The organism is Mesorhizobium sp. C277A, assembly GCF_040324395.1.
Classification (GTDB): Bacteria; Pseudomonadota; Alphaproteobacteria; order Rhizobiales; family Rhizobiaceae; genus Mesorhizobium.
Map to the genome: position 1 here is coordinate 2,769,247 of NZ_JAMYVW010000002.1, position 21,267 is coordinate 2,790,513.

A 21,267-nucleotide genomic window follows, 5' to 3' on the forward strand; every position below is an offset into this window, starting at 1 on the left:
ATCGTAGGCGCAATGCCGGCCGCCGCTGGCCGGATTTCGCATGACGATGGGACGCGAAGCCTACACCAAATTGAGCCATGAGCTGGTGCAATTTGCCGCTGGCGTCGGTCGAAGGCCGTGGTTCTGGCCGGGGCCGGATTACCCCAGACGTGAAAAAGGCCGGGATGACCCGGCCTTTCCGGTCGATTGCGGTCAGCTTACTCGGCCGGCGCTTCAACGGCTTCGCGCGAGCGGCCAAGCGTCAGTTTGGCCAGCGTGAACGAGATCACCGCGCAGAGCGTGATGCCGGCCACCATGGGCAGCGGGGTGCCGTCGAAGAAGATGCCGGCGACGCCCATCGCCAGCGCACCGATGGCGAAGTGCAGCGTGCCCATCAGCGCCGAGGCCGTGCCGGCGATCTCGCCATGCTCTTCCATGGCCAGCACCGACGTCGTCGGGATGACCAGGCCAAGGAAGCCGTAGCCGACGAACAGCAGTGCCGCCATAACATCGAGCCGGTCGACCCCGGTCGCCATGACTGCGAACAGCACAACCATCGTCGTGGCATAGCCGGTTACCGCCACCCAGACGACGCGCTTCAGCCCGAAGCGCTCCGACAGCATCCCCGTCAGTTGCGACATGCCGATGAAGGCCACCGCATTGATCGAGAAGAACACGCTGTAGACGGAAGGCGACAGCCCGTAATGGTCGATCAGGATGAAGGACGAACTCGAGAGGTAGACGAAGAAGCTGGCGATGCCGAAGCCGGCGATCGCCACCAGGCCGAGGAAATTGCGGTCACCCATGAGGAAGCGATAGCCGGCGAGTGCGGTTCCGAAGGAGGAACCGACGCGTTCTTCCGCCGGCCGCGTCTCCTTCAGCGAGGTCGCCAGCAGAATGGTGGCCAGCAGGGCCGCGCCCGTCACCGTCCAGAACACGGCGCGCCAGCCGAAATTCTCGATGATCTGGCTGCCGGTCAGCGGCGCCAGGATCGGCGACACCGAAAACACCAGCATCAGCAGCGACATCAGCTTGGCGGCTTCGGTGCCGGTGTGCAGGTCGCGCACGATGGCGCGCGGCACCGCCATGCCGGCGCTGGCGCCCAGTCCCTGCAGGAAGCGGAAGGCGATCAGCCATTCGATGGTCGGGCTCATGGCCGAACCGATACCGCCGACCATGAACAGCGCAAGGCCGCCGTAAAGCGGCAGCTTGCGGCCGACCATGTCGGAGATCGGTCCGACGACGATCTGGCCGAAGCCCATCGACAGGAAGAAGATCAAAAGGCTCATCTGAACGGCGGCGGTGCCGGCATGCAGATCTTCGCCGATCGAAGGCAACGCCGGCAGATACATGTCGATGGCGAAGGGGCCGATAGCGGACAACAGGCCGAGCACGACCGCGATGCGGAGGAATTTGGGACTCATGATAAAGGCTTCTTTCAAGTCTGGTTGGCGCCGCCAACGCGACGACTAACCCTAGGACGTTCCATCCCGTTGAAATCCGACGGCTCAGAGCGAGATTATTCGTCTCTACGGAGCGAATTCCCCATTTATTGTGTCCACAAATTTAGACAGCCTTGTCTAATTCGTCAATCACCTCTATATAGGTTTCTATGAAGCTTGCCGTTTCTCCTGACATTTTCCCGCCACGCGGCCACGAGGCCAAGCGTATGTCGATTATCGATGCGGCGGCTTCGGTCTTTTGCCGGGAAGGCTTTGCCGGCGCGAATATCGACCTGATCGCGGTGGAGGCCGGCGTGTCGCGCCAGACCATCTATAATCACCACCGCGACAAGGAAAAGCTCTTCATGGCTGTGGTGCGCGATCTGACGGAGCGCTGCAATGCCGGCATCTTCGCCACCTTCGCCTCTTTCCCAGACCAGCCGAAGGATCTGGAAGCCGACCTGATTGGCTTTGCCGTGCGCATGAATCAGAACTGCATCTGCAACCGCGACGGACGCTTCCTGCGCAAGCTGATCCAGACCGAAGGCGAGCGCTATCCCGAGCTCTTCGCCGAATGGCGCGACCAAGGGCCGGGCCGGACCTGGCCGGCACTTGCCGCCCGTTTTGCCCGCCTCGCCCATGCCGGCCATCTCGTGGTCGACGATCCCGATGTCGCCGCACGCCAGTTCCTGGCGCTAGCCAACGCCGAACTGCAGACCACCTTCATGCTCGGCGGCATGCCGTCGGAAGATGAAGTGCTGCAATCCGCGACCCACGGCGTGCGCACATTCCTGCGCGCCTTCGGCAAGCGCAGATCAGCGGCAGCGGTGGAAAAACAGCTGGCCAGCGCCTGAACGCCAAAGCAGGCGATCAAATCGTCCGTTACGGGCTTCGCTTCGGCGCATCAGCGATCTATATCCGGTTTACGCCGCGCTCAAGCTTGATTACAGCTATGCGGACGATTCAACGGAACCCGACCAGCACATGGCCGACGACCACATCCGCTACGACATTCTGGCCCAGGAGGCATTGCGCGGCGTCATGCGCAAGGTCCTGGCCGAAGTCGCGCGCACCGGCCTTCCCGGCAATCATCATTTCTTCATCACATTCCTGACCGGCGCGCCGGGCGTGCGGGTGTCCTCCAGGCTGCGCGAGCGCTATCCCGAACAGATGACCATCGTCATCCAGTTCCAGTATTGGGACCTCAAGGTGACCGATACCGGCTTCGAGGTCGGGCTGTCCTTCTCCGACGTGCCGGAGAAGCTGGAAATCCCGTTCTCGGCCGTACGCGGCTTCTACGACCCATCGGTCAATTTCGAACTCGAATTCGACGTCAAGACCGACGTCCCGGCGGAAGACGATGCAGCCGCCCAGCCGGCTCCAGAGCCTTTGGCTATCGTCTCCGAGAAAAAGCCGAAGGCCGAGAAGAAGCCAGCTGCCACTGAGGCCGAGAAAAAGCCCGCCGTGGCCGATGCCGCCGCCGGCAAGGGCGCCGACGTCGTGTCGCTCGACGCCTTCCGCAAGAAGTAGCGGGACGGTCGGCGCGGCATGGGCGAAATCGTCAACCTTCGCCAGGTCCGCAAGCAGAAGGCGCGCACCGAAAAGGAAAAGCTCGCCGGCGAGAACCGCGCTCTGCACGGCCGTTCCAAAGCCGAAAAGAACCGTGACCGTCTGACATCGGACAAGGCCGAAAAATTCGTCGCCGGCCACCGCCGCGAACGCCCGGAAGACCAGGGCGATTGATGGACCGCCTGCGGTGAGCCCGGTCGAAAAACGCTCCGTGACCATCCGCGGCCATCGCACCAGCTATTCCCTCGAAAAACCCTTTTATGACGATCTCGTCGCCATCGCAGCCGCGCGCAAGCTGACCCTTGCTGCCCTGGTCGCCGAAATCGACGAAACAAGGCCGCGCGATGCGAATCTGTCGTCGGCGCTCAGGCTCCACGTGCTGGACTGGGCCAAGCGCGGCGCGGTCTGAATGGTTCTTAATTGCCCAGCGACTTCAGCAAATTGTCGACCGAGAACGGATTTGTCCTGGGCTTCGGCGGCGCCGGGGCCGAACCGTCACTGACGCCGGGAAGTGAGCGGTCGACCTTCGGCGCCTGCTCCTGAGCCTTGCGCTCGGCCTCCAGCCTGGCTTTTTCCTGCGAAGCGATCCGAGCCTGTTCGGCCTTCTTCCGTTCGTCCTCGGCCTTGGCGGCGTCTTCGGCAGCCTGCTCTTCCGCCTGGGCTTTCGCGTCCGCATCTGCCTTGGCCTTTGCGTCAGGCTCTGCCTGCGCTTTCGCATCGGCATCGGCCTTTGCTTCGGCATCCGCCTTGGCCTTGGCATCCGCTTCGGCCTGTGCCTTCGCATCGGCCTGTGCCTTCGCCTTGGCGTCGGCCTCGGCTTTGAGCCGTGCCGCTTCCTCCTGCTTGCGCAATTCCTCGGCGGCGTTGTCGCGCTCGGTCTGCAGGGCGGCGTAGTAGCGCACCTCGCGCCGCAGCCGCTGCTTCTCGAGCAGTGCGGCCTGCATCGCCTCGACCCGCTGCTGCTCCTTTTCCAGCGCGCGCTGGGTCAAAAATTGCGCCAGCGGCTCGCTGTCGAACTGCTTCTTCAGCGCCCCGAACGGCCCATCGACGCTGAAATTGACCGTCGGATCGGAGCCGACCAGCGCCTCGTCGCCAGGCTTGTAGGTGACAGCGCCCTTGGTGGCGACGGTGCCGGTGTTGAGGTCGGCCGTGATGTCGGCAGACAGCGTCGCCGCCTGGTTTTCGAATTTGATCGGTGGTGCCCGCAACGTGCCGCCGGCGACCGTGAAGGCGATGTCGGCGTCGCCGGCAGCAAAGCTGCCGTCGCCAGCGATCTCAGGTGCAAAGCCCGCGGTCTTGGCCACGTCGATGTCGCGCCCGATCGCATCGGCCTTGGCAATCAACGCGCCGAAGGCATCGGGATTGACGCCGGCAATGGTGAGGCCTTTCAGCGCCGCCGTGCCCGAGCCGGAGAGTGCGGCAATCATCGCGTCGACCGATTTGCCGCTGGTCGACAGCCCTGTCGAGAAATCGCCGTTGCCACTCAATCCGGCAGCCGGCAGCACAGTCGCCAGGTCAGCGCCGGCAAGCCTCATCTGGCCGGAGAACAGCCCCGTGCCGTCTGTGTTCTTCAACTCGAACAATCCGGTGAGCGCGCCGCCGAGCAGTTTTGCCTTCAGGTCCGAAACGCGGATGCCTTCCTGGTCCAGTTTCAATGACAGCGACGCATCATAGGCTGTCGCCAGCGGTCCGGCGGCAAGCGTCGCCGTCGTCAGATCGAGATCGGCGCTGAACGGCAGGCTGGATTTCTGGCTGAATGGCGCCGTCGGCCAGTTCGCATTGCTGCTGAGGAACGACTGGTCACCGAACAGCGCAACCGCAATCGGGTCGAGGTCCAGTTCGTCGAGCGCCAGCGCACCGGCAAAATGCGGCAGCCCCTGCTTCGCATCGATGTTGACGTCGCCCGAAATCTCCGACTCGTTGATGGATCCGCTGAGGCCGCTCAACACCAGCAGGCCATTGCCGAAATCGGCATCCGCGCTGAGCGAGGTCGAGGTGCCCGTTCCCATACCCGGCAGGCCGGCGCCGGTGGTCATCAGCCACGGCTCTATATCGGAGGCGTCGAGGCCGATCTTGCCCTTGGCGGTGGCGCCTTGCGGTGTCTGAGCAACGGTGCCGTCGAACGTCGCCCTGAAGTCGTCGGCGGCGAAATTGAAGCTCGTCGCCAGGCCGCCGCCAAACGTGCCTTTGGCCGAAATATCGGTGCTTGCCTGGCCGAGCATGCCGAGCGGCAGCGCCGGCAGGCCGTAGAGCGCCAGCAGCACGGTGGCGTCGGGATTTTTGGCGTTGAAGGTCAGCGTCACCGGCGCGTCGAGCAACTGGCCGACGGCACCCTTGCCCGACAGCGACGCCGAAAAGGCCGAACCGCCGGCCTTGCCTTGTCCGCTCACCGCCAGCCCGGTCGTGCCGTCGCCATTGTCGGCGGCGCTCGCCACCAGATCGACGCGCGCGTCCTGGAACAGTTCAGGATAGGCGGCCGTGCGGCCAGCCAGCCCCTTCAGCACCTGATTGTCGGGATAATGTTGCGCGGCAATGTCGATCAGCGGCTTCAGATCGACGGCGACCACCGAGGCATCGAGCTTGCCGGTCGGGCTTGCCGGAAAATCCTTGATCCGGCCGGTGGCGCTGATCGAGGCGCCGGCAAGGCCGCCAATCGACAGCCGGTCGATTTCGAGCAGCCCGTCGCGGAGCCGGAGCGCTGTGTCGACCGTGTCGGCGGTGAGCCCGCCGGCATTGACCGGCCCTGCCTTGATCTGAAAATCGAGGTCACGGTCGGAAAAGCGGTTGGCGCCCTTGTCGCTGACGAAGATCGAGGCGAAGGCCGTCAGCCCGTCGACATCGAGTTCGCCGCCCGCGAGCCGCATCAGCACCGAGGACTTGGCGTCGTCGGGCTGGCTGGAATCGATGCGGCCGGTGAACTTCGACTTGCCGAGGATCAGTTCGAGATCGCTGAACGCCTGGCGCTTCTCCGACAGGTCCACCTTGGCCTTGAAGCCGGCGGCCGGCAGCCGGCGGATCGCCTCGTCGACATCTTTCGACAACCAGGCAGCAAAGCCGGAAGGCTGCGCCACCGCCAGCAGCATGGAGCCGCTGAAACGGAAATGATCTTCGACGCTGAGCATGCCGCTGGCTTCCAGCGTCGTGCGCCCGGGCAAGGTCGCGGCCAGCGATTTCACCGACCAGCCGCCCTCGACCGGCTCGGCCGAGAGATGCACGTCGCGCACCGTGGTGTCGCCAGCCACCACCGCCGGCAGCTTGACCTCGACAGTGCCGGCGATGCTCGGCTTCGGCAGTTCGAGCAGCGCCTGCTCGATCCCGGCAATGCGCTGGTCCAGCGTCAGGCCGGCGCCCTTCTCAGCGCCCACCGCCTCGTCCAGTTGCACCTGCGCGCCATTGGCCTCGATGGCGAAGTTCGGCCTAAGGCCGAGATCGACCGAAGCCTTGCCGTCGGCTGTGTAGGGATTGTCGAGCGGCCCGGTCTCGAAGCGGAATTCGTCGACGCCAAGCTTCTGGTGGTCGAGCGAGAACTTGCCGTTCAGCCTGAACCCCGGATCGGGTTTGCCGGCGCTGATTTTGACGCTCTCGCCATCGCCGCCGCGCAGTTCGGCGCTGTTTTTGTCGTTGCCGGAAATCTTGAACTGGCCGGAATAGACGGCAGCCCCATTGACGATGCCGGCATTGCCGTCGGTTTCGATGACCAGTGGATAGGCATCGGGATCGACCTTGAGCCTCAGCCGCATCTGGCCGCTGCCTTCGGCCTTGCCGGTCGAAGCCGCAACCGTCGAACGCAGTCCGTCGAGCAGCAACGTTCCGTCCATGCGCCACGGCCCGGCCAGCGACTTGGCAGAGATGGTCGAATTGATCTCGGAAATCAGATGGCTGCGCCCGCCTGCGGCATGGCGGAGCGCAATTTCTCCCTCCGTCACCGTGAGCTTCTCGATCGAGATCTGGTTGAGATCGAAGGGCGAGGACGGCCGTATCGCCCAGTCGACCGTGCCGTTATCGGCGATGTCGATCGTCGCCTTCGGATGCACCAGCCGCATGTCGAAAATCAGCACTTCGCCACGCAGGAACGGCGCCAGTTCCGCGTCCATCGAAAAGGTCTCGACGGTCATTGCCGGCTGGCCGCCGGGGCCGCCGGCGACCGTGACGTTTGAGAAGGTCACCGAGGGGAACGGCAACAGCCGCGCCGTGGCGTCGCCTTGCACCGTCACCTTGCGGCCGAGAATGGCGCTCGCCTCGCGCTCGAATTGGGCGCGGTACCCGGTCCAATCGACAAAATACGGCACCACCAGCGCCGCTACCAGCACCAGCACAAACAAGCCACCGAAGATCACGAACAGGCGTGCGAGCATCAGCTCCGAACGGGTTGATTGAAAGTCAGCCGCACTCTACCCGCATCAGCGTGTCGATAAAGAGGCAATTCATCCAGAGTTGCTTGATCTCTGATGTATCTGGAAGAGCAGAGATTTTTGGACGCCTTTGACCGCGGTCCGGCCTGTGCGTAAGAGACTATCCTGCCATGGCCCGTCGGCGATATTCGTTCAGCAGCACCACCATCTCCTCGGGGGACAATGTCCAGCCCTGGGGTAATGCGGCTTCGGCGCCCAGGCTTTTGGTCACGCTGCCCATGACGGAGCTTTTCTTGACCCCCGGTGCGAAATTGTACCCGATCATATCGCCTATCCTGCGCCGGCGATGGACGACGAAGAAGCTTTCGATATCCTTCCAGGGGACCAGCTTGGGCGATCGAACAAGGCCTCCGCCGAGACTGAAACCTTGTCCGTTCAGCACCAGAATCTGCGGTCGCACAAGCTGCCAGGCAAACACCAACGCGACCAGCCCGAAAAAGGCCACGCACCACCAAAGGCCGGCGGTGTCGCCGTCCTCGGAGACATAAATCAGGAAAGCGCAGGCCAGGACAAAGAAGAGGCTGGCCGACAGCAGTAACAGTGTCTTGCCAAGCGATGCCCTTATAATCAGGGTATCCATTGCCGCTCCTCACATTTCGGCTATGCAGGTAATATCTTGCCTGGGTTCATGATGTCTTGCGGGTCGAGCGCTTTTTTTATGGAGCGCATGATGTCGACACCATGGCCGAGCTCATGGCGCAGGAAGCCGATCTTGCCCTGGCCGATGCCGTGTTCGCCGGTGCAGGTGCCGTCCATGGCGATCGCCCGCATGTTCAGCCGCGAGACGAATTTCTCCGCCAGCGCGATCTCTTTGGGGTCGTTGACATCCATCAGCACCAGCACATGGAAATTGCCGTCGCCGGCATGGCCGACGATCGGCGCAACCAGGCCCATCTCGGCAATGTCGGCCTCGGTTTCGGCAACGCATTCGGCCAGCCGCGAGATCGGCACGCAGACATCGGTCGACAGGCCCTTGGTGCCCGGCCGCAGCGTCAGCGACGCCCAATAAGCATCGTGCCTGGCCTTCCAGAGTTTCGTGCGCTCCTCGGCGACGCTCGTCCACAGGAATGGCCCGCCGCCATTGTCTTCAGCAATGGCACCGAAGGTTTCGGCCTGTTCGGCGACACCGGCATCGCTGCCGTGGAACTCGACGAACAGGCACGGGCTCTCGGGGTAATCGAGCTTCGAGTAATTCTTCATCGCCCGCATCTGCAGTCCATTCACCAGTTCGATGCGCGCCACCGGGATGCCCATCTGGATGGTCGCGATGACCGCGTTGCAGGCCGCCTCGAGGTTTGGAAACGGGCAGACGCCGCCGGAGATCGCCTGCGGAATGCCTTGCAGCTTCAAGGTCAGCGAGGTGATGATGCCGAGCGTGCCTTCCGAGCCGACCAGAAGCCGCGTCAGATCGTAGCCGGCCGAACTCTTTTTCGCCCGCTTGCCGGTCGTCACCGTCTCGCCATCGGCCATGACGGCCGTCAGCGACAGCACGTTTTCACGCATCGTGCCGTAGCGCACCGCATTGGTGCCGGAGGCCCGCGTTGCCGCCATGCCGCCGAGCGAAGCATTGGCGCCGGGATCGATGGGGAAGAACAGGCCGGTATCGCGCAGGTGCCGATTCAAATCCTCGCGCGTTACGCCAAGCTCGACCGTGCAGTCGAGATCCTCGGGGTTGACCGACAGGATGCGGTTCATGCGCGAGGTGTCGACCGAGATGCCGCCACCCGGCGCGTTGGTGTGGCCCTCCAGCGAGGAACCGACGCCGAAGGCGATGACCGGCACGCGGTGCGCGGCGCAGGCACGTACGATCTCCTGCACCTCTTCTGTCGTCTCCGGGAACGCGACACCGTCAGGCGCCTGCGTCGGAATATAGGTGGTGGTATGCGCATGCTGCGAGCGGATCGCCGCGCCTGTCTGGAAGCGTTCGCCGAGCTGCTGCTTGAGAATGCCGAGCACGGCGGCGATGCCTTCCTCGTTGCGTTCGACCGGATTGAGGTCGCTCAGAGCCATGAATTCCTCCGCGAATGGACCAGCGTCCACGCTTGTTATGCGATTATGGATGCGTAGTCTCGACTGCCGCGCTCTGTCCAGCACCAGAACAAGGAACTTTCCATGCCTGTTCCCGCCCCCTTCGTTTCCAAACCGATGGACATCGAGAAGGACTGGATCGACTACAACGGCCATCTCAACATGGCCTATTACAACGTGTTGTTCGACCGCTGCTCGGATGAGGCGTTCGAGGCGATGGGCATGGGGCTGGACTATGTCAAAGAGCGGCGCCTGACCATCTACACGGCCGAAGTCCATGTTTGCTATGTCCAGGAACTGCACCTCGAACACAAGGTCGTCGTATTCTTCCAGCTGATCGATCACGACGACAAGCGGCTGCGGGCCTACCAGGAAATCCGCCATGTCGATGGCTGGCTCGCCGCCACTTCCGAAACCCTGTCGCTGCATGTCGACATGTCCGGGCCGAAAGTCGCGCCCTTCCCCGCCGACGTGCAGGCCAAGGTGGAAGCCATGCGCGCCGCCCACTCTGCACTGCCGATGCCCGAACGCGCCGGCCGTTCGATCGGTATTCGCCGCAGGACCGCTTGAAGCGCTGCCGCGCCCGCGTTAACCTTACCAAGGTTTTAACGTGAACAAGCCATTTGAGCCATTGAACGACTCAGCGGACCGTTTGAGAACGGTGCCATGCGAGTTGCGATGCGGGCGGCGGGCAACAGGCGGTTCGAGGAACGTGCATGAAAACCGACATCAAGGTCGAGGTGGACAGGCTGGCTGCCGATCCGCGCATCACCGACTATGATTTCTGGCGCTCGTTGAAGAACGTCAACAACGAGATCTTCCACATCGCCAACAACAACGAGCCAATCCCCTTCGACATGATCCGCTGGCGCGCCATCCTGAAGCAGGCGCGCATGAAGCGTGGCCACGCCTGACGTTTCCCCTGCTCTGAGAAGCCGACACTGGCGAGCGCCGCCACGGACAATTGCGACCTGATCATTTCCAAAGGTCTGCGCCAGCCCCGCTTTCAGCGAATCGGCTGCATCCGACAACCTTCAAAAACCGTTCATTTCGACAGTTTGCGCAACCGGCGATTCGGTTTCGCAAACGGCTGCCTGCGACAAGAAGATCAAGATTGAACCAATTCCACGTCTAAGCCGTTGTGACCCCTGAAAAACGGCTTGGAGTGAAAGCATGGACTGGAAAAGGACCAGGGAACCGGCCGACGCATGGCACATGACGGACAATCTGCATGCCGAGCACGGCAAGGGCGATCCGTTCGCGGCCGCCATCCGCGCCACCCGCATGTCGATGGTCATCACCGATCCCCGTCAGGCGGACAATCCGATCGTCTTTGCCAATGACGCGTTCCTGCGCCTGACCGGCTACGAGCGCGACGAGGTCATGGGCAAGAACTGCCGCTTCCTTCAGGGGCCAGAGACAGACAAGGCAGCTGTGGCTAGCGTGCGCGACGCGATAGCAGCGGGAACCGATATCGCCATCGATCTGTTGAACTACCGCAAGGACGGCTCGACGTTCTGGAATGCGCTCTACATCAGCCCGGTTTCCAACGACAAAGGCGAACTCCTGTTCTTCTTTGCCTCACAGCTCGACGTCTCCGATCGCAAGCGCTCGGAGGATCGCATCACCGCCGACAAGAACCGCTTTGAAAAGGCTGTCAAGGAACGCACGCGCGAGCTTGAGGCCGCCCTTGAGGCGCAGACCACGCTGCTGCACGAGGTCGACCATCGGGTGAAAAACAACCTGCAGATGATCTCCTCGCTGATCATCATGCAAAGCCGGGCAATCAAGGATGAAGCGACAAAGCGATCGCTGGCCACCATGCTGGAGCGCATCGAGGCGCTGAGCACGGTGCATCGCCGTCTCTACCAGTCAAAGGATGTCAGCCGCTTCGATGTCTCGGATTTCGCCAGGGATCTGGTCACCGACCTGCTGACCGCATCCGGACGCGCCGAGATCAAGCCGACGCTGGACCTCGAACCCATCGTCATTCCGGCCGAAAAAGCCACGCCTGTTGCCTTGATGGTCAATGAGCTTGTCACCAACGCGCTGAAGCACGCCTTCAAGGCAAAGCCGGACGGCACCACCGCGGGGCGCATCGGCATCAAGATGAGCCAGCCCGACGGCCACTTCAACATCGAGGTTTCCGATGACGGCGTCGGCATGGCCGAGGCCAGTGGCGATGCTTCCTTCGGCATGCGGCTGATCAAGTCGCTTGCCCGGCAGTTGCATGCCGACATCGAATGGCGCGACGCCGGCCCGGGCACAAAGGTCGTCATCTCGATGCCGAACGAACCGCAGCAGAAAGGGAAGCTGTCATGAACGAACCGCTCAAGGTCCTGATCGTCGAGGACGAGGCGTTGCTGGCGATGGAACTGGAAAGCCTCGTCGAGGAAGCCGGCCACAGCGTTGTGGGTTGGGCGACATCCTTGGCCGAAGCAAGAGGTATGATTGATACCGCCGATGCCGATATTGCCTTTGTCGATATCCACCTCGCCGACGGACCAACCGGGGTCGAGGTTGCCGAGCATATCCGCGAGGGTAACCGTTCCATGGTGGTGTTCATGACCGCCAATCCAAAACGCATCCCCGACCATTTCGCCGGCGCGATCGGCGTCATCGCCAAGCCCTACACGATGAACGGACTGGTGTCGGCGTTGCGCTATCTGCAGGAGGGCGTGCGGCGCCCGCCCCCGGTCTCGGTGCTGCCGGCCGGTTTTACGCTGTCGCCGGCCTATGAAAGCGTATGGGCGTCGTCGGCGGCCTGAAGCCTACGCCAGCTTCTCCTTGAGGAAAGCGATCGTCCGTCCCCAGGCGAGATCGGCTGCCTTCTTGTCGTAGCGCGCGGCCGAGGTGTCGTTGTTGAAGGCATGGTTGACGCCGTCATAGACATAGAGCGTGTATTCGACATGGGCGGCGTCGAGCGCTTTCTTGTAGGCATCGATGCCGGCGTCGATGCGCTCGTCGAGCCCGGCATAGTGCAGCAACAGCGCCGCCTTGATCTTCGCCACATCCTCGGCCTTCGGCTGCATGCCGTAATAGGCGACGCCGACGGCGAGATCGGGCGCGTTGACCGCCAGATTGTTGACCGTGCCGCCGCCCCAGCAGAAGCCGACAGCACCGACCTTGCCGTTGCCGTCCTTCTCGCCCTTGAGATAGGCGATGGTCGCCAGGCCATCGGCGGTGACCTGGCTGGCGTCGAGCTTGGTGAACATGTCGCGCGCCTTGTCTTCGTCAGCGGGCGTGCCGCCGAGCGGCGACAGGAAATCCGGCGCCAGCGCCACGAACCCTTCCAGCGCAACGCGCCGCGCAACATCCTTGATATGCGGGTTGAGCCCCCTGTTCTCATGCACCACGATGACGGTGCCGAGCTTGCCGGACTGGTCCGCCGGCCTGACCAGATAGCCCTTCATCTCACCGCTGCTGCCGGAATAGGTGATATCTTCAGCCTTCACGCGCGGATCGTTGTCGGCGACGATTGCCGCCTGCGCCGAATTCGCCGCAAGCAGCGGCGCGATCGCGGCCGCCGCCGCGCCCGATCCGGCAAGCCTGGTCAGCTGTTCCATGAAGCGGCGGCGGTCGAGCGTCAGATGCGTGTATTCGTCATAGGCATCGATCATCGCCTGGGTGATGGCAGGTTTGGCAGGTTTGACGGCTTCGGCGGTGGGTTTCGTCATGGCGTGCTCCTCGTTAGGAGATGATCTCACGGTCACTCCGGGATGACCTCATGGTCACTCCGGGATGACCTCGCGGTCACTCCGGGATGACTCGCGGATCAAGATAGGGTGCAAGCTCGCACGGTCCAGTCTCGGATGGGTGACGCTTGCGCCATCGAACGATGCGGCCGCCCCGCCGAACGCGCCCATCACATTTTGGTCATTTCAGAGAATGTCGATGGTGCCGCCACAATATGGAAGGAAGCTGATGATGGTCTCGCTCGTAGCGGCGAGCCCGACGAGAAGGAACAACGCCATGACCTTGTCTACTCCGATCCTTGCAAGCGCGCTCGTGCTTGCTGTTGCTGCCTTGCTGGCAATGCGCTCCGCTGCTGCCGCAGCCGCCGCTCGGATGGTGAAGGTCCGCGTCGACCGGCGTCGGCCGGCACCACGCTGATCCAGCAGGCCGAAACAGGGCCGCAGCTAACCAATGAAGTACTGGGCTCCGTGCCCAGCCTCAAAGGCCATCTCTTACGCAAGCTGACCAAGGCTGCTGCTGCCCTCATCGCCCTGCCGGGCACTTCTCCCCGTATAGATGCCGGCAGGCAGATGAGGGGCGGCGCGACAGAATATCTGCCGGGCCGATCACTTACCTAAGTCACATCGCTGCTACTTCGGCAGCGTATAGGCCATCACATAGTCGCCGGGCTTGGTGCCGACCGAGCCATGGCCGCCGGCGACGATGACCACGAACTGGCGGCCGTCGGCGACGGTGTAGGTCATCGGCGTCGACTGCCCACCGGCCGGCAGCCTGGCCTGCCAAAGCTGCTTGCCCGATGTCAGGTCATAGGCGCGCAGATAGTCGTCGACCGCCGCGCCCAGGAAGACGACGCCGCCGGCGGTGATCATCGGCCCGCCAATGCCGGGAACACCGACCTTCAGCGGCAAGGGCAACGGCGTCATGTCGTAGACGGTGCCGTTGCGGTGCTTGTAGGCGATCTTGCCGGTTCTGAGGTCCGCTCCCGCCACATAGCCCCATGGCGGCGCCTGGCAGGGCACGCCGAGCGGCGACAGGAACGGCCCCATCACCACCGCATAGGGTGCGCCCTCATTGCGGTTCAGCCCCTGCTCGCTGCCGCGCCCCTCATCCGGCGGCGGCACCTGGTCGCGCGGAATGAGCTGCGATTTGAACGCCAGATAGGTCGGCATGCCGAACATCACCTGCCGCACCGGATCGACGGCGACGCCGCCCCAGTTGAATGTGCCGAAATTACCGGGATAGACCAGCGACCCCTGCACCGATGGCGGGGTGTAGCGGCCCTCGTAGCGCAGGCCCTGGAATTCGATCCGGCAGGCCAGCTGGTCGAACATGGTGATGCCCCACATGTCGGCGCCGGTCAGCGGCCTCGGATTGAAGGAGAGATCCGAGACCGGCTGCGTCGGCGACGTGTGATCGCCCTCGACAGCGCCGCCCGGCGCCGGCACTTCCTTGATCGGGATGATCGGCTCGCCGCTGCGCCGGTCGAGCACGTAGAGGTCGCCCTGCTTGGTCGGTCCAACCAGGCCCGGAACGACGCCGGCAGCGGTGGTGATGTCGACCAGGGTCGGCTGTGCCGGCACATCCATGTCCCAGAGGTCGTGATGCACGGTCTGCCGCACCCAGCGCACTTGTCCGGTGGCCAGATCGAGCGCGGTGATCGAGGAGGAAAACTTCTCGACATTGGCGCTGCGGCCCATCCCGAGCTGGTCCGGCGTCTGGTTGCCGAGCGGCACATAGAGCAGGCCGAGCTTCTCGTCGGCGCTTGCCGTCGACCACATGTTGGGCGAGTTGTGGGTGTAGGTCTGGCCTGCCGCCAGCGGCGTTGTCTGGTCCGGATTGCCGGAATCCCAGTTCCACACCAGGGCGCCGGTGTCGACGTCGAAGGCCCGGATGACGCCGGACGGCTCTTGCGTCGAATAATTGTCGTTGACCGCGCCGCCGATGATGATCTTGCCGCCCGCAATCAGCGGCGCCGAGGTCGAGTAATAATAGCCCGACTTCGGATACGGCATGTTGGTCAACAAATTGAGCGTGCCGGCTTCGGCGAAGGACGGGCAGACCTGGCCGTTGGCGGCGTCGAGCGCGATCAGCCGCGCATCCGAGGTCGGCAGATAGACGCGCGTCGCGCAAGGCTGGCCGGCGGCGATCTTGGCATCGGCATAATAGGACACGCCGCGGCAGGTCTGGTGCTGGCGGTCCTTGTCGAGCTTGATCTTGGGATCGAAACGCCATTTCTCCTTGCCGGTGGCGGCATCGATGGCGATGGCGAAATTGTGCGGCGTGCAGATATAGAGCGCATCGCCCACCTTCAGCGGCGTCACCTGGTAGGTGGTTTCGCCGACATCGTCCGGCCCTTTCACGTCGCCGGTCTGGTAGATCCAGGCCGGCTGCAATTTGGCGACATTGTCGGGCGTGATCTGGTCGAGCGGCGAATAGCGCTGGCCAAATTGCGTACGGCCGTAGAAATGCCATTCGCCCGGAGGCACATTGCCGCCGAGATCGGCAGTCGGCGTCACCTTGTCGGCGCTGAGGTCGCCGGCGATGTCCTTGGGATCGGCCGTCATCGAATAACCGGCGACGGCGAGCGATGCGAGCACGGCCAGAATGAGCGGCGCGCGCGCGTCGGGGCCGATCAGGCCCCGCCTTGCCCAAGGCGTCAGCAGCCACAGCGCCAGAAGCACGATGATGCCGCCGCGCGGTCCGAGTTCCCACCAGTCGAAGCCGATTTCCCACACCGCCCAGGCCAGCGTGCCGAGCACGATCGCCGCGTAGAGCCAGAGCGCCGTCGATTTGCGCCGGAAGAGCAGCCATGCGGCGATGAGGAAGGCGAGACCGGTGACGACATAGTACCAGCTGCCGCCCAGCATCGCGAGCCAGACGCCGCCGCCGCCAAGTGCGAGGCCGATGAGGAACAGGATGAGGGAGGTGATGACGACAGCCAAGACGATACTCCTTCGACTGATGCGCTTTGCAGCGCCTCACGGGCAGCCGCCCCTGCCCTGTCGCCAGCTTTCTCCCCCAGGCCGCGTGTGTCAAGCTGGCCCTGCCAGCATAAGGCGAGAGCAAACGCTCGACTTCATTCCGCTCCCACGCTGCAGCACCTCCACGACATTGTCGGGCGTCGGGACGATGAAATTCGCACTGCGCCCCAGAATCTCACTTTCAAACCAGAACAAAACGTAGACACTTCTGGTCTTTCGCTCCCGAATCACTACATTCGGGGGAGATGTCCGGCTTTGCGGAAGACATGCCCTTTTTTGACGAACCCAATGCGCGGCCCGCAGCCCCGTCGGGCATAGCTGCGCGCGCCATGGCGGCCCGCAGCGGCCCCAACAGCGCGCCCGATTATCTCAACGGCCTCAACCCCGAGCAGCGGCTGGCGGTGGAAACCACCGAAGGCCCGGTCCTGGTGCTGGCCGGCGCCGGCACCGGCAAGACCCGCGTGCTGACCACCCGCATCGCCCATATCCTGGCCACCGGCAGGGCTTTCCCCTCGCAGATCCTGGCGGTGACCTTCACCAACAAGGCCGCGCGCGAGATGAAGCAGCGCATCGGCCATCTCGTCGGCGAAGCCGTCGAGGGCATGCCGTGGCTCGGCACCTTCCACTCCATCGGCGTCAAGCTCTTGCGCCGCCACGCTGAGCTGGCCGGGCTCAAATCCGATTTCACCATCCTCGACACCGACGATGTCGTACGGCTGATCAAGCAGCTGATCCAGGCCGAAGGCCTCGACGACAAGCGCTGGCCGGCCAAGCAGTTCGCGCAGATGATCGACGGCTGGAAGAACAAGGGCCAAGGCCCCGCCGACATTGCCGAGGGCGACGCGCGCAGCTTCGCCAACGGCAAGGGCCGGGAACTCTACAAGGCCTATCAGGAGCGGCTGAAGACGCTGAACGCCTGCGACTTCGGCGATCTGCTCTGCCACCCGATCCGCATCTTCCGCGCCAATCCGGACGTGCTGAAGGACTACCACAAGCGCTTCAAATACATCCTCGTCGACGAGTACCAGGACACCAACACCGCGCAATACATGTGGCTGCGGCTGCTGGCGCAAAGACCTACCTCCCCCTCGATGGGGGAGGTCGCGCCGCGTAGCGGCGCGAGTGGGGGTGGCAGCGCCGGCGCCAGTCACCCCTCCCCGCCGCTTCGCGGCGACCCTCCCCATCCAGGGGAGGGTAAAGCGCGCTCGGCCAAAGGCCGCATGCCCGACCGGGCGTCCGAGCCGTTGCGAGGGCCCGCGCCGGCAGGCGCGGAACAGCCCGTGAGCGTGAATATTTGCTGCGTCGGCGACGACGACCAATCGATCTATGGCTGGCGTGGCGCCGAGGTCGACAACATCCTGCGCTTCGACAAGGATTTTCCCGGCGCCACCATCATCCGTCTGGAGCGCAATTATCGCTCGACCGCGCACATCCTCGGCACTGCCTCGCACCTCATCGCCCACAATGAGGGCCGCTTCGGCAAGACGCTGTTCACCGAGAAGGTCGCCGAGGACGACGAGAAGGTGCATGTTCACGCCGCTTGGGATTCCGAGGAGGAAGCCCGCGCCGTCGGCGAAACCATCGAGACCTACCAGCGTGCCAAGCACAAGCTGAACGACATGGCCATCCTGGTCCGCGCCTCCTTCCAGATGCGCGAATTCGAAGACCGCTTCGTCACGCTCGGCCTCAATTACCGCGTCATCGGCGGCCCGCGTTTTTATGAGCGCATGGAAATCCGCGATGCGCTGGCCTTCTTCCGCGTCGTCGCGCAGGGCGCCGACGACCTCGCCTTCGAGCGCATCGTCAATGTCCCCAAGCGCGGCCTGGGTGAAGCCACCATCCGCCAGATCCACGACACGGCGCGGAGCTTGCGCATCCCGATGCTGGAGGCAGCCGCCAAGCTTGCGGAAAGCGACGAGCTGAAGCCGAAACCGCGCGCGGCCTTGCGCGAAGTGGCGGCCAATTTCGAGCGCTGGCAGAAGGCGCTTGAAACCACGCCGCACACCGAACTCGCCGAGACCATTCTGGAGGAGAGCGGCTACACCGACATGTGGAAGAACGACCGTTCGGTCGAGGCGCCGGGCCGGCTGGAAAACCTGAAAGAGCTGATCCGCTCGATGGAGGAGTACGAATCGCTGCGCTCCTTCCTCGAACATGTCGCCCTAGTCATGGACGCCGAGCAGAATGCCGAGTTGGATGCCGTCAACATCATGACCCTGCATTCGGCCAAGGGCCTCGAATTCGAGACGGTTTTCCTGCCCGGCTGGGAGGAAGGCCTGTTTCCGCACCAGCGCGCGCTGGACGAAGGCGGCCGCTCCGGCCTGGAGGAAGAGCGCCGTCTCGCCTATGTCGGCCTGACCCGGGCCAAGAAGAACCTGCATCTGTGGTTCGTCTCCAACCGCCGCATCCACGGCCTGTGGCAGTCGACCATCCCGTCGCGCTTTCTGGACGAACTGCCGGAAGCCCATGTCGAGGTCGCCGAAAGCGGCAACTCCTATGGCGGCTACGGCAATTCCTATGGCGGCGGTTCGTTCGCGTCGGGCCGTGGCGGCCAGGGCGCAGGGCGGCAGAACCCCTACGGCGCCTCGCGCTTCGACAATGTCGGCGCGGAAAAATCCGGCGCCTTCTCCAACACCTATGCGACGCCCGGCTGGCAGCGCGCGCAGGCCAACCGCACCGAGGCCACCGACCGCAACTGGGGCTCGCGCTCCGGCCACCAGGTCGAGCGCATCGGCTATGGCGAGACCGACAGCGGCTACGGCGCCGGCCGCACCTCGGTCAAAGGCCGCACCATCGATGGCGAACTGGTCGCCAAATCCGTCGCCGACACGCCGTCGCCCTTCAGCGTCGGCGACCGCGTCTTCCACCAGAAATTCGGCAACGGCAACATCTCCAACATCGAAGGCAACAAGCTGACCATCGACTTCGACAAGGCCGGCCAGAAACGCGTGCTGGACGGGTTTGTGGCGGCGGTGTGAGCGCCCGCTTGTCCTGTTGTCCTACAAGCGACCACATTGTTGTAGTCTGGCGGAGCCCTCCCCGCATCGTCATCCACGGGCGGAGCAAGGAGCGTAGCGACGCAGCGTAGACCCGAGGATCCATCCCGCGTCTTCAACGCGTTGCCACGGTGCGGAATCCTGCGCAGCTGCACGCCAAGGTCGCGGAATGGATTCCAGGGTCTACGCGACGGAGCTTCGCTCCTGCTCCGCCCTAGAATGACGAAGCGACGGCGTCTGCCCAGTCGTCGGGGCATGCGGTCCGCAACATGAGCGTCCCCGTCAATTTAGCCCGCCCCTCACCTGTACCGCGCCTGGTTCCACTTGTGCCCCAGCAGCGACAGGATGATGATCAGCCCGTTGAAGAACTGGACGTAGAAGCCGCTCAGGCCCGCCGCCACGACGCCGGTCTGGATGAACGACACGGTGACCGCGCCGATCGCTCCACCGGCAACCGTACCGATGCCGCCCCAGGTCGGCGTGCCGCCGACGAACACCGAAGCCAGCACCGGCAAGAGATAGCCGTCGCCCGCGGTCGGCCACCAGGTGAAGTTGATCATCACCGAAAACGTGCCGGCGATCGCGGCCCCGATGCCGGTGAAGATGAACACTTTCACCCGCACACGCTTGACGTCGATGCCCATTTGCTGGGCGCTGTCGGGGTTGTCGCCGACGACCCTCACCTGCGCGCCGAAGCGGTGCCGGTTGTAGAGCATTGCCGAAAAAATGACGAAGGCGAGTGCCCATAAGACCTGTACCGGAAAACCCCACACCTGACCGGAGAAGATGGTGTACGCCCAGCTGTCGCTGAGACCGGTCAATGCCGTCGATCTGCCCTCGTTGATGATCTGGATCAGTCCCCGCAGCAGGAAATTCATGCCGAGGGTGGCGATCAGCGACGACAGCCCGCCATAAACGACCAGGGATCCGACGAGAAAGCCGAGCAGCGTGCCGGTGAGAATCGCCGCTGCGATGCCGAGAAACGGATCGTAGCCGGCCTGCACCACCAGCGCGAACACCCAGGAGGCAAAGCCCATGGTTGCGGGAAACGACAGGTCGATCTCGCCGCAGGTGACGACGAAGACCAGCGGCACCACCACGAACAGGGCAACCGGCAGCGTGGTCAGCACGGATCTGTAGAGATACCAGGTGGTGAACACGGTCGGGTTGGCGATCAGGAACGCCGCCATCATGATGATGAACACGGCGAGCGTGCCGAGCGCTGCGCGGTTGTCGATGACGAAACCGCGCAGCCAATGGTCGGACGGGTGCTTCCACTCAGGCCGGGCCGCCTTGCCGCCGAGCGGGCTCTGCAGATCGGGTTCCATGGTCTTGCTCATCGTGCTGCCCTCTCCGCGTCGCCGGCCTCGTGCAGCCCCGGCAATCCTCCGGGATGCGCAACGTCTTCCATGAAATCGATCAGCTCTTCGGCCGACTTGACCTCGGTGCGATCGGCGGTCAGCGCCACCTTGCCGCGGTCAATCACCACGAAGCGGTCGGCGATGTCGAAGACATGGTGGATGTTGTGGCCGATGAACAGGATCGAACGGCCGCTCGCCCGCACCTGGCGCACGAAATGGAAGACCTTGGCGGTCTCGGTCAGCGACAGCGCCGTCGTCGGCTCGTCGAGGATGATCAGCTCGGCCTGCTTGTAGATGGCGCGCGCGATCGCCACGCCCTGGCGTTCGCCGCCGGAGAGCTGGCCGACGATCGAATGCGGCGTGAACACCTTCGAGGTAAAGCCGATCTCGCGCATCAGCCGGCTCGCCTCCTCTATCTCTTTATTGACCTTCAGAAAGCCCATGAAGCCGGTGAGTTCGCGGCCCATGAAGATGTTGCGCACGATGGTCTGCTGCACGGCCAGCGCCCGGTCCTGGAACACCGTCTCGATGCCGGCGTCGCGCGAGCGTGCCGCACTCCAGCCGGTCACCGGCTTGCCGCGCACCAGGATCTCGCCGCTGGTCGGCTTGACGACGCCCGACAGGATCTTGATCAGCGTCGATTTGCCGGCGCCATTGTCGCCGATCAAGCCAACCACCTCGCCGCGGGCGACCGAGAGATTGACCCCGCCCAGCGCATAGACCTGGCCGTAGGATTTGCTGATGTCGCGCAGTTCGATGATGCGTTCGGCCATGGCGATCCTCGCTCCTGTGGTATCATCCGG

18 protein-coding genes are annotated in these 21,267 nt (G+C 63.8%); 10 read left to right on the forward strand and 8 right to left on the reverse strand.

The genetic code is table 11. The features are described from left to right. Positions 1-197 precede the first annotated feature (197 nt). Entirely contained in the window at positions 198-1,403 is a 1,206-nt protein-coding gene (locus tag NKK52_RS13865) for a multidrug effflux MFS transporter (protein ID WP_023682099.1), read from the reverse strand. Positions 1,404-1,591: 188 nt separating this feature from the next. On the opposite strand from NKK52_RS13865, the gene NKK52_RS13870 reads away from it, so the two are divergent. The 4 genes from NKK52_RS13870 (at position 1,592) to NKK52_RS13885 (ending at position 3,399) form a co-directional block, all read left to right on the forward strand. After that, positions 1,592-2,275, forward strand: coding sequence for a TetR/AcrR family transcriptional regulator (locus tag NKK52_RS13870; RefSeq protein ID WP_023682100.1), 684 nt, complete (start codon positions 1,592-1,594; stop codon positions 2,273-2,275). 130 nt (positions 2,276-2,405) lie between these two features. Continuing rightward, the gene (locus NKK52_RS13875) at positions 2,406-2,951 is read left to right on the forward strand and encodes an SspB family protein (protein ID WP_023682101.1); all 546 of its coding nucleotides are present in this window, start codon (positions 2,406-2,408) and stop codon (positions 2,949-2,951) included. An 18-nt stretch (positions 2,952-2,969) separates the two neighbouring features. Further along, a complete protein-coding gene (locus NKK52_RS13880; protein ID WP_023682102.1) occupies positions 2,970-3,164 on the forward strand; it encodes a DUF4169 family protein in 195 nt (64 codons plus the stop codon). A gap of 13 nt (positions 3,165-3,177) precedes the next feature. Further along, positions 3,178-3,399 carry a ribbon-helix-helix domain-containing protein gene (locus tag NKK52_RS13885; RefSeq protein WP_023668319.1) on the forward strand — a complete coding sequence of 74 codons (222 nt, stop codon included), beginning with the start codon at positions 3,178-3,180 and terminating at the stop codon, positions 3,397-3,399. Between the two features lie 7 nt (positions 3,400-3,406). On the opposite strand, the gene NKK52_RS13890 is transcribed toward NKK52_RS13885, so the two are convergent. From NKK52_RS13890 to NKK52_RS13900, 3 genes are all read right to left on the reverse strand, one after another. Beyond that, on the reverse strand, positions 3,407-7,345 hold the full coding sequence (locus NKK52_RS13890) for an AsmA family protein (RefSeq protein WP_023682103.1): 3,939 nt from the start codon (positions 7,343-7,345) through the stop codon (positions 3,407-3,409). Between the two features lie 157 nt (positions 7,346-7,502). Then, entirely contained in the window at positions 7,503-7,982 is a 480-nt protein-coding gene (locus NKK52_RS13895; protein WP_023682104.1) for a hypothetical protein, read from the reverse strand. Positions 7,983-8,002: 20 nt separating this feature from the next. Further along, complete coding sequence (locus tag NKK52_RS13900; protein ID WP_023682105.1) at positions 8,003-9,412, reverse strand: FAD-binding oxidoreductase; 1,410 nt, start codon at positions 9,410-9,412, stop codon at positions 8,003-8,005. A 102-nt stretch (positions 9,413-9,514) separates the two neighbouring features. On the opposite strand from NKK52_RS13900, the gene NKK52_RS13905 reads away from it, so the two are divergent. From NKK52_RS13905 to NKK52_RS13920, 4 genes are all read left to right on the forward strand, one after another. Continuing rightward, complete coding sequence (locus tag NKK52_RS13905; protein ID WP_023682106.1) at positions 9,515-10,000, forward strand: thioesterase family protein; 486 nt, start codon at positions 9,515-9,517, stop codon at positions 9,998-10,000. A gap of 146 nt (positions 10,001-10,146) precedes the next feature. Continuing rightward, positions 10,147-10,344 (forward strand): hypothetical protein, encoded by a 198-nt coding sequence (locus NKK52_RS13910; RefSeq protein ID WP_013531006.1) that lies wholly within the window; start codon positions 10,147-10,149, stop codon positions 10,342-10,344. A gap of 259 nt (positions 10,345-10,603) precedes the next feature. Beyond that, entirely contained in the window at positions 10,604-11,752 is a 1,149-nt protein-coding gene (locus tag NKK52_RS13915) for a histidine kinase dimerization/phosphoacceptor domain -containing protein (protein WP_023682107.1), read from the forward strand. After that, positions 11,749-12,198 (forward strand): response regulator, encoded by a 450-nt coding sequence (locus NKK52_RS13920; protein ID WP_023668313.1) that lies wholly within the window; start codon positions 11,749-11,751, stop codon positions 12,196-12,198. The genes NKK52_RS13915 and NKK52_RS13920 overlap by 4 nt, the downstream gene beginning before the upstream one ends. 3 nt (positions 12,199-12,201) lie before the next feature. Here NKK52_RS13920 and NKK52_RS13925 read toward each other — a convergent pair whose 3' ends face one another. Next, complete coding sequence (locus tag NKK52_RS13925) at positions 12,202-13,107, reverse strand: dienelactone hydrolase family protein (RefSeq protein WP_023682108.1); 906 nt, start codon at positions 13,105-13,107, stop codon at positions 12,202-12,204. Positions 13,108-13,242: 135 nt separating this feature from the next. Here NKK52_RS13925 and NKK52_RS13930 point away from each other — a divergent pair, with 135 nt between their 5' ends. Then, positions 13,243-13,743, forward strand: coding sequence for a hypothetical protein (locus tag NKK52_RS13930; protein ID WP_155923825.1), 501 nt, complete (start codon positions 13,243-13,245; stop codon positions 13,741-13,743). Positions 13,744-13,755: 12 nt separating this feature from the next. Here NKK52_RS13930 and NKK52_RS13935 read toward each other — a convergent pair whose 3' ends face one another. After that, positions 13,756-16,068: a glucose/quinate/shikimate family membrane-bound PQQ-dependent dehydrogenase gene (locus tag NKK52_RS13935; protein WP_023682110.1), complete on the reverse strand. Its 2,313-nt coding sequence runs from the start codon at positions 16,066-16,068 to the stop codon at positions 13,756-13,758. 284 nt (positions 16,069-16,352) lie between these two features. Between NKK52_RS13935 and NKK52_RS13940 the strand changes: the two genes are divergently transcribed. Next, the gene (locus NKK52_RS13940; protein WP_023688055.1) at positions 16,353-19,085 is read left to right on the forward strand and encodes an ATP-dependent helicase; all 2,733 of its coding nucleotides are present in this window, start codon (positions 16,353-16,355) and stop codon (positions 19,083-19,085) included. A gap of 317 nt (positions 19,086-19,402) precedes the next feature. Here the strand turns inward: NKK52_RS13940 and NKK52_RS13945 are convergent, their stop codons facing one another. Then, a complete protein-coding gene (locus NKK52_RS13945; protein ID WP_023682111.1) occupies positions 19,403-20,443 on the reverse strand; it encodes an ABC transporter permease in 1,041 nt (346 codons plus the stop codon). Continuing rightward, a complete protein-coding gene (locus tag NKK52_RS13950; protein ID WP_023682112.1) occupies positions 20,440-21,237 on the reverse strand; it encodes an ATP-binding cassette domain-containing protein in 798 nt (265 codons plus the stop codon). Before NKK52_RS13950 ends, NKK52_RS13945 begins: the two co-directional genes overlap by 4 nt. Positions 21,238-21,267: the final 30 nt, after the last annotated feature.

Excerpts from the sequence above, each read along its gene's own strand:
- NKK52_RS13895 (WP_023682104.1), bottom strand. The coding sequence starts at position 7,982 with ATGGATACCCTGATTATAAGGGCATCGCTTGGCAAGACACTGTTACTG.
- NKK52_RS13890 (WP_023682103.1), bottom strand. The coding sequence starts at position 7,345 with ATGCTCGCACGCCTGTTCGTGATCTTCGGTGGCTTGTTTGTGCTGGTG.
- NKK52_RS13950 (WP_023682112.1), bottom strand. The coding sequence starts at position 21,237 with ATGGCCGAACGCATCATCGAACTGCGCGACATCAGCAAATCCTACGGC.
- NKK52_RS13905 (WP_023682106.1), top strand. The coding sequence starts at position 9,515 with ATGCCTGTTCCCGCCCCCTTCGTTTCCAAACCGATGGACATCGAGAAG.
- NKK52_RS13865 (WP_023682099.1), bottom strand. The coding sequence starts at position 1,403 with ATGAGTCCCAAATTCCTCCGCATCGCGGTCGTGCTCGGCCTGTTGTCC.
- NKK52_RS13900 (WP_023682105.1), bottom strand. The coding sequence starts at position 9,412 with ATGGCTCTGAGCGACCTCAATCCGGTCGAACGCAACGAGGAAGGCATC.
- NKK52_RS13945 (WP_023682111.1), bottom strand. The coding sequence starts at position 20,443 with ATGAGCAAGACCATGGAACCCGATCTGCAGAGCCCGCTCGGCGGCAAG.
- NKK52_RS13910 (WP_013531006.1), top strand. The coding sequence starts at position 10,147 with ATGAAAACCGACATCAAGGTCGAGGTGGACAGGCTGGCTGCCGATCCG.
- NKK52_RS13920 (WP_023668313.1), top strand. The coding sequence starts at position 11,749 with ATGAACGAACCGCTCAAGGTCCTGATCGTCGAGGACGAGGCGTTGCTG.
- NKK52_RS13925 (WP_023682108.1), bottom strand. The coding sequence starts at position 13,107 with ATGACGAAACCCACCGCCGAAGCCGTCAAACCTGCCAAACCTGCCATC.
- NKK52_RS13930 (WP_155923825.1), top strand. The coding sequence starts at position 13,243 with ATGGGTGACGCTTGCGCCATCGAACGATGCGGCCGCCCCGCCGAACGC.
- NKK52_RS13915 (WP_023682107.1), top strand. The coding sequence starts at position 10,604 with ATGGACTGGAAAAGGACCAGGGAACCGGCCGACGCATGGCACATGACG.
- NKK52_RS13940 (WP_023688055.1), top strand. The coding sequence starts at position 16,353 with ATGTCCGGCTTTGCGGAAGACATGCCCTTTTTTGACGAACCCAATGCG.
- NKK52_RS13870 (WP_023682100.1), top strand. The coding sequence starts at position 1,592 with ATGAAGCTTGCCGTTTCTCCTGACATTTTCCCGCCACGCGGCCACGAG.
- NKK52_RS13875 (WP_023682101.1), top strand. The coding sequence starts at position 2,406 with ATGGCCGACGACCACATCCGCTACGACATTCTGGCCCAGGAGGCATTG.
- NKK52_RS13880 (WP_023682102.1), top strand. The coding sequence starts at position 2,970 with ATGGGCGAAATCGTCAACCTTCGCCAGGTCCGCAAGCAGAAGGCGCGC.